General features: G+C 35.0%; 6 protein-coding genes and 1 pseudogene. All 7 read left to right on the top strand.

All coding sequences use genetic code 11. The features are described 5' to 3' along the window. Window positions 1–822 precede the first annotated feature (822 nt). Window positions 823–2,619, top strand: a complete 1,797-nt coding sequence (locus GNY06_RS00425; protein WP_166518321.1) for an outer membrane beta-barrel protein — start codon at window positions 823–825, stop codon at window positions 2,617–2,619. 62 nt (window positions 2,620–2,681) lie between these two features. After that, window positions 2,682–2,867: a hypothetical protein gene (locus GNY06_RS00430; protein ID WP_166518322.1), complete on the top strand. Its 186-nt coding sequence runs from the start codon at window positions 2,682–2,684 to the stop codon at window positions 2,865–2,867. 121 nt (window positions 2,868–2,988) lie between these two features. Further along, on the top strand, window positions 2,989–3,168 hold the full coding sequence (locus GNY06_RS00435) for a hypothetical protein (RefSeq protein WP_166518323.1): 180 nt from the start codon (window positions 2,989–2,991) through the stop codon (window positions 3,166–3,168). A 48-nt stretch (window positions 3,169–3,216) separates the two neighbouring features. Continuing rightward, the gene (locus GNY06_RS00440) at window positions 3,217–4,257 is read left to right on the top strand and encodes a radical SAM/SPASM domain-containing protein (RefSeq protein WP_212995060.1); all 1,041 of its coding nucleotides are present in this window, start codon (window positions 3,217–3,219) and stop codon (window positions 4,255–4,257) included. After that, window positions 4,257–6,458 (top strand): peptidase domain-containing ABC transporter, encoded by a 2,202-nt coding sequence (locus GNY06_RS00445; protein ID WP_166518325.1) that lies wholly within the window; start codon window positions 4,257–4,259, stop codon window positions 6,456–6,458. The genes GNY06_RS00440 and GNY06_RS00445 overlap by 1 nt, the downstream gene beginning before the upstream one ends. A 228-nt stretch (window positions 6,459–6,686) precedes the next feature. Next, window positions 6,687–6,833 carry a transposase gene (locus GNY06_RS14965; protein ID WP_166518326.1) on the top strand — a complete coding sequence of 49 codons (147 nt, stop codon included), beginning with the start codon at window positions 6,687–6,689 and terminating at the stop codon, window positions 6,831–6,833. Window positions 6,834–6,969: 136 nt separating this feature from the next. After that, window positions 6,970–7,050 (top strand): annotated as a pseudogene (locus GNY06_RS13900) (type II toxin-antitoxin system PemK/MazF family toxin); the annotation flags it as partial.

Consider the following 7,050-nt stretch of genomic DNA (forward strand, 5'->3'; position numbering starts at 1 on the left):
AAATTCATTTTACTCTCAATTGTTATCAGTATCTCTAATATTTTTTCATAATTTGCGGTAAAGCTGTTCATATTTAATCGTTTGTTAGACTATTAAATTTAGGTATTTAGCTAATAATGAGCAGCTTCCTTTTTTTTCCTAAATGCACCACGGGTTTACCATATATATTCTATATTAATTCATATTTATTATAAAAATAAATAAAACTCCAAAATGCTGACATGTTGATTTTTATATTTATATTAAGAATAAAATAAATATTATATTTTTTTCAATTTATTTATAATTTTCACACCTAAAGACTAAATGTATTCGATAATAACCTATTCAATAAAAAAACTACACTAGCGTGTAGCGTATATATATATTATATTAATATTATACTCATATAATTATTTAAGTAAATATAATAACACTATATTTATCATATAATATTACATAAGAAACAATTAGTTAATTTATTATCAAAACAAACACTCATTATTTTAACAACTTTAAAGCAAGTATGTTTATAAAAAGTAAACTGTTATTTTATATCTCCGCTTTTTTTTTACAGGAATTGTCTCGTATGCCCAAGATATTACGGAGGCAGGCTCCAAAAGGGATATTGATTCTTCTCATGTCAAGACTAAGAATCTGGAAGAAATCTTAATTAAAGCCCCACATAAAAAACAATATGCAGACAAATCGGTTTATACGTTTGATCAATCAGTTCTGAAAAAAGCACGTTATGCAAAAGATCTGCTGAGAAGCTTACCTGAGTTAACCCTCGATCCTATTTCCAGTACCATCTCTAGTACCAAAGGAGCTCAAGTTCTTTTTTTGGTAAACGGGATAGAAGCCAGTGATATGCAACTGCGGAGTATCCGGCCAGAAAATGTTATCCGCGTCGAATATTATGACATCCCGCCTGCACGATGGGCTACAAGGGCAGAGGTCGTGGTAAATATTACAACCAGAAATACGGAAAGTGGTTATGTGTATGGTGTCGACCTTATATCGGCCTTGGATACAGGATATATAGATACCTCTGCCTACGCTGGATACACCAAAGGCTACAACGATTTCGGCTTGGAATACACCCTTCATCTTCGAGATTACGACAGCAAAATTTCCCGTAATAAATATGAATACCCACTACAGGGCTTATCCTATAGTTCTGATGAAAAAATAAAAACCCATACGGGATATGCCAATCAACCCTTCACCTTACGCTATGCCCGTGCGCTCCCCGATGATTATACCTTTCAGGTAAAAACAAATTTTATGCTGTATAATGATTTTGAAAAAAACAATGGCCTGAGCGATTTTATACAAGGCAATACCAAAACTTTGGATGCTAGCCTTCACCGCTCTTCAACCGACTATATTAACCCCAGTATTGATGTATATTTCTCCAAAAATTTAGGTAAGAAAGATGATTTAAGCGTTAATCTGGTAGGTACTCTTTACAATACCCAAATCTATCAGTTGGATAAAGAATGGGTGACAGATACTGATGAAGCTATTTTTAATAATGAAATGCATCTGAAGGCTAGGCAAAATGGTTTTATAAGCGAAGTAGCCCATACCCATAATTTCGGCAGCACAAACTTAAGTTCCGGCTACAGGATTTCCACCAATTCAGTAGCCAATACTCTGGAAAATTTAGAAGGTTATTCCCAATATACGGTAGACTATAGGGAGCAGTATGTATACAGCGAGCTCTCTGGAAAAAATAAAAAATTCATGTACCGCTTGGGGTTGGGACTCTTAAACATCCACAACAAAAGCGCCGAAAACACAGTAAACCAATGGAGTATTACACCCAAGCTTATCCTAAGTTACCCGATCAATCACCGTCAAAATATTCGGTTTACCAGTAAGTATATACCCGTAAGTCCTTCTAGTGATGCACTAAGCAGTAATGTAATCCAATTAGTACCCCATATCGTTAAGCGTGGAAATCCTTATCTGAAACCAGAGCAGACTTGGAGTAATAATCTGATATACTCTTTAAACAACAAGTATCTTGATGTAAACCTCAAGCTCTCCTATACCTATAAAAACAAAGCTATCAATCAACTTTTTGTGGCAGATCCTACAGGCGGCTATGTTCTAACCTACGAAAATGCGCGCAATTACCACCAATACGCCTTAGAGTTAGCTGGTTCGGTAAAGCCTTTTGGAAATGACTATCTCACCATAAAAATCAATATAAAACCCGCTTCGGAAAGTATAAAAACTGGATCCGGGATCGTCTTCCGTAATAAATATATCCAAAACTTTTTTATCATTTCCTCTACATATAAAGCCTTTGGCATAGATTATTATCTAAATTTTCCGGCATTTTCGCTAACGAACAGCTTTTTGGATAAAGATGAAAATGCCAACCATGTGGTGGTGAAATACAGATACAAGCATTGGACTTTTAGCGGCGGCATATATTACATAGGCTCACCCTCAAAATATGCCACCAAAAGCCTAGCGGGAAGTCTGCTGAATTATAATGCCGAAGTCCATATTGACAATAATAAATCGATGTGGGTAGTGGGACTGAGTTACGATTTTGCCAAAGGAAAAAAACTGGAGGTCAAGAAAAAGCTCGACAACCAGACAGCACCAGCGGCAACTTTTTAAGACTGTATATGTTAACAATATAGTGTTCTTTAATGAATTTTTAATTTTAAAATCTTTAAAAAATGAAAAAGTCAAATTTTCAAAAACAAAGCTTTGAAGCTTTAACAAAAAAAATGAACTCCCTTACTTCAACTGAAAAAGGTCAATTAAAAGGAGGCTTTCAACCTATAAGCACTTCTACTCAGCCTGTAAGCGGTAGCAACGGCGTAGGCTGCACGTGCAACACAAAAAAAGGAGTAGGAAAGTAAAATAAACTTTGAAGAAAATAGGCAAAGAGATTAGGAGTAAAATCACCTAATCTCTTTTACTTATATCTCATAATGCACAAGCTATATAGTATTAACAAAAACAGACATTATTAAAAATAATATGGAAAATGTAAAATTTAGCAGATATAATAATTTTGTATTTTACAACGGTTATTACGTTCTGCACAATGGCATTACCAGCAATTTTTTATTGCTGGAAAATGAACTATACAGCATATTAAAAGCTGCCATAGCAGAAGAAGGCTTTATCTATCTTCAGGAAATACATCAGGAATTTTAGGAAGCCCTTTATCAGAGCGGTTTTTTGGTTGATAAAAACAAGGATGAATTGGGATCTCTCTTAAAAGATTTTGATGATGTAACTTATGATGATACGCATTTTGAAGTACATATTAATCCTACTATGAACTGTAATTTCAAATGTTGGTACTGTTATGAGACCCATATTAAAAAATCAAGATTAGAAGAGGCCACCATAAAAAAAATACAACTACTCCTACAACATATCGTTAAAGAATATAAATCCTTAAAGACTTTCCAGCTCAACTGGTTTGGGGGAGAACCACTATTGTATTTCGATTCTACAGTAGCACCGATCTTGGAATATGCTTACAAATTATTTACCGCGCACAATATATCCTACCAAAGTGTGTTTACAAGTAATAGACTCCTGATCAATGAAAAAGTTATTGCTACCTGTAAAAAATATAACGTAACTTCTTTTCAGATTACTTTGGATGGGCATAGAGACCGGCATAATAAAGTACGTTTTGTATCCGAAAAAAGAGGATCATATGATGAAATTGTAAACAATATAAAACTTCTAGTAGAAAACAACATACATGTAAACATAAGAATTAATTGCTCTGCGGAAACCATTGAGGGACTCGAGAAAATAGCGCAAGATTTTATGGATGTTCAAAATGAAAAAAAATTAGCCGATAATATTCTTATCGAGTATATGGATTATTTCCGGGAACAAGGTTTTTTCGTACATTCACTCAACCTAAATACATTTAAAAAAATGTGCTATGCCGATCGGAAAAATATGGTAAACATCAACTATGATGGTAACCTCTTTAAATGTACCGCAAGGGATTACACCCAGGAAAATACAGAAGGCGTTTTAGGTACTGATGGACAGCTTATTTGGAATAGCAAACATGAACAAAGGCTTAACAGTAAATATAAAAATCCACCCTGCCTGGCTTGCAGCTATCTGCCTGTTTGTGGAAGCGGCTGTTCTCAAATCGCTATTGAAAGTAAAGAGGAATATTGTATTTATGACTTTGATGAAACAAAAAAACAGAAAATGTTATTGGATAATTTTTTAGGAAATCTCTCAAATACAGAATTATTAGCAAATTAATGAAATTCCATGCCCAACACGATCAAATGGACTGCGGTCCGGCTTGTCTCGCCATGGTAGCTTCTCATTATGGCAAAGATTTCGGACTGCAATATCTTAGAGACAAAAGCTTTATCACCCGGGAGGGTGTGTCGTTATTGGGCATTAGTGAAGCAGCGGATAAAATAGGCTTTAAAACCATGGCCGCAAAACTAAAATCCGAAAACATTGACGGCGAATTAATGCCCTGTATTCTTCACTGGAATCAAAATCATTTTGTGGTCTTGTATAAAATCAAAAAAAATATACTTACGGGTAAAAATATCTATAAAATAGCCGACCCAGGACACGGGTTTATTTCATTATCTGAAGAAAAATTCAAAAAATCATGGTTATCTGATGGAGAAAAAGGAGTGGCTCTTTTTTTGGAACCCACAGCGGAATTTCACCAGCAAACCCCTCCGAAAGAAGAAAAGCTTTCCTTAAAGTATCTGCTAAAATATTTAACCTCCTACAAAAGACAGATTGCACAAGTGTTTTTTCTATTGCTGGCAGGTACACTTACTACTTTAATCTTTCCTATACTCACTCAAAAACTAATCGATGATGGGGTCAGCAAAAAAGACCTCTCCATGATCTCCTATATTTTATTGGCACAATTGGCATTTTTTCTCGGAAATATTATTTTTGATATTCTCCGGAATTGGATTATGTTAGTGATCGGTACCAAGATTAACATCCAGATTATTTCCGATTTTCTAAAAAAACTATTAAAGTTACCCATCAAGTTTTTTGATACTAAGCTCATGGGAGACTTTAACCAACGCATTCAGGATCATGAGCGTATTGAAAATTTTCTCACTTCACAAAGTCTTTTAACCTTATTCTCAGCCCTTAGCTTTTCTGTATTCTTTGGCATTCTTTGGTATTATGATGTTAAAATATTAGTGGTATATGTTCTTCTAACCTTGGTTTCGGTCACTTGGTCTCTATACTGGATGAGAAAAAGGAAAATACTGGATTATTTTCGTTTTCAACAAAGAAGTCAAAATCAAGAATCTATTTATGAAATCATCAACGGCGTTTCGGAAATGAAACTGAATCAGTTTGAAGATTTTAAACGCCGAGAATGGGAACAAATTCAGCAAAAACTCTTTAAAGTCAACATTCGTATTTTAAAACTGGACCAAATCCAGCTTTCGGGGTTTGAATTTATCAACCAGCTGAAGAATATTCTAGTTACTTTTCTTGCCGCTTCTTTTGTGGTAAAAGAAAATATGACACTGGGTGCACTCCTGAGTGTTTCTTACATTATTGGACAAATGAATACTCCAGTCAACCAGTTAATCTCTTTTTTTAGATCTCTTCAAGATGCGAAATTGAGTTTGGCACGCCTTAATGAAGTCCAAAATCATCCAGAGGAGGAACAGTCCCATCAGCTCCCCCTATTCGGGACCCAAGCTTCAGTAAAAAATGGTATTGAACGGGGTATTTATTTAAAAAATCTATCTTTTCAGTACGAAGGACCTCAGTCTCCCTTCATTTTAAAAAACATCAACCTCTTCATCCCAGAAGGAAAAGTGACCGCTATTGTAGGTGCCAGTGGAAGCGGTAAAACAACATTGATGAAGATGTTGCTAAAATTCTATGAGCCTGTACAAGGGGATATCTTCTTTAACCACCTGAACATAAAAGATATTTCTCCCGAAGACCTTCGCAAAAACTGCGGCGTCGTCATGCAAGACGGGTTTATATTTTCGGATACTATTGAAAGAAATATCGCTACAAGTGACGAGAATATAGATACTGAAAAACTGCAAAAAGCCCTGCATACAGCCAATATCAAACACTTTATAGCAGAACTCCCTTTAGGACTACATACCAAAATCGGTGCTGCCGGAAATGGACTTTCAGGGGGACAAAAACAGCGGATGCTGATCGCCCGCGCGGTATACAAAAATCCGCATTTTATTTTCTTCGATGAAGCTACCTCTGCCTTAGATGCAGAAAACGAAAAAATCATCCACGACCACCTCCAATCCTTTTTCAAAGGAAAAACAGTCATGATTGTAGCCCACAGGCTCTCCACGGTAAAACATGCCGATCAGATTATTGTCCTCAAGCACGGCCAAATTGTAGAACAGGGAAAACACCAGGAGCTGATCCGGCAAAAAGGGGATTATTATCATCTGGTGAAAAACCAATTGGAACTCGGAAACTAAATTTATAACAACTGTAATTATTCTTCAATAGACTTACCAACAATCTACTAAATCTTTGTAATATTCACTTCCTTCTACTTAACTCTAAAACTCCGCACACATTTTCAATCGGAAAAAGAATCTCTACGATCTTACACTTTCAACTATTTGAAAATAAACTGTAAACTTCCCTAAAAATGTATGCATTTAAAGATAGAGTTTTTGCTTTAAAAAACTTTACATTTAAATATGAAAAAAAGTAAGTATTCAGAGAGTCAGGTTTTTGGAATTTTGAAAGAACAGGAACATGGAAAGAGTGTAATAGAAATATGCCGTAATCATAGTATTACACACAAGGTACTTTTTATCGTTGGAAGAGTAAATATTCTGGCATGAAAAGACTTATATCTAGTTGTAATTTAGTGTTTTGCGAAAATTTAAGCACATAGAATATACAAATAAACGCATAGAATATACAATTTCTGATGAAATCAATAAGATCAGACCGTGTGTGATAATTTCTCCGGACGAAATGAATAATGCTTTAAATACAGTAATTATAGCCCCTTTGACGTCTACAATAAAGCCATATCCAATGAGAGTAAACTGCAGG

This window comes from Elizabethkingia argenteiflava (genome assembly GCF_009904105.1).
GTDB classification, from domain to species: domain Bacteria; phylum Bacteroidota; class Bacteroidia; order Flavobacteriales; family Weeksellaceae; genus Elizabethkingia; species Elizabethkingia argenteiflava.